Annotated in this window: 1 pseudogene; it reads right to left on the bottom strand. The window is 68.1% G+C overall.

The window, feature by feature from the left end:
- Window positions 1–667: pseudogene (locus CA983_RS44655) on the bottom strand (DEAD/DEAH box helicase family protein); the annotation flags it as partial.

Here is a 667-nt window from a genome sequence, read left to right as displayed (position 1 = left end):
CCCAGCACCCTCCGTCGGTGCTCGGGGGCGTGCTCGCCGCACAGCCAGTCGGCCCAGATCCGCTTCGGGTACTTCTTCGGCTGGTCGGCGTGCAGCTTGGCGGCCACCCGCTCCAGGCCTTCTGCGTAGGCCGATGCCTCTATCGTCCGGTGGTGGAAGGTGATGCACGTGCTGAGGTCGTAGTCGGCCATCGTCCGCAAGAGCGCGGCCTGGAGCGCCCCGAGCCGTTGCCCGCGTACTTCCTCGCTGTACCGGTCCTCGCCATAGAGTCGCTCGGGGGTGAGGACCGGGTCTTGGAGTTCCAGGACGATGATCTGGTAGCGCGCAAGCAGCCCGCGGGACACGGCAGACGCGAGCGAGAGCTTGTACAGGACGGGCCCGAAGACCTTCTCGTCGTCCATGCTCGCCGCCATCTCCCTCGGCAGCGGGTCGCGCACCCCCTCGGCAACCTCCCGACTCAGCCGCTCCTCCCAGATCCGGGGTGTGGCCGTCAGGTACAGCCGGCGGGTGGCAGGGATGATCGTCTGGTCGTGCACGGCGGCCCAGGCCTTGCCCATCGACCCGCTTGTTCTGTGGGCTTCGTCGACACACACCAGGTCCATTGGATCAAGCTTCTGGCCGTAGGCGCCTTCGAAGGCCTCCGCGAGGACACCGAGGCTGGCGTACG

It is taken from the genome of Streptomyces swartbergensis (genome assembly GCF_002148965.1).
Classification (GTDB): Bacteria; Actinomycetota; Actinomycetes; order Streptomycetales; family Streptomycetaceae; genus Streptomyces; species Streptomyces swartbergensis.
This window is presented reverse-complemented; position numbering and strand designations above follow the sequence as displayed.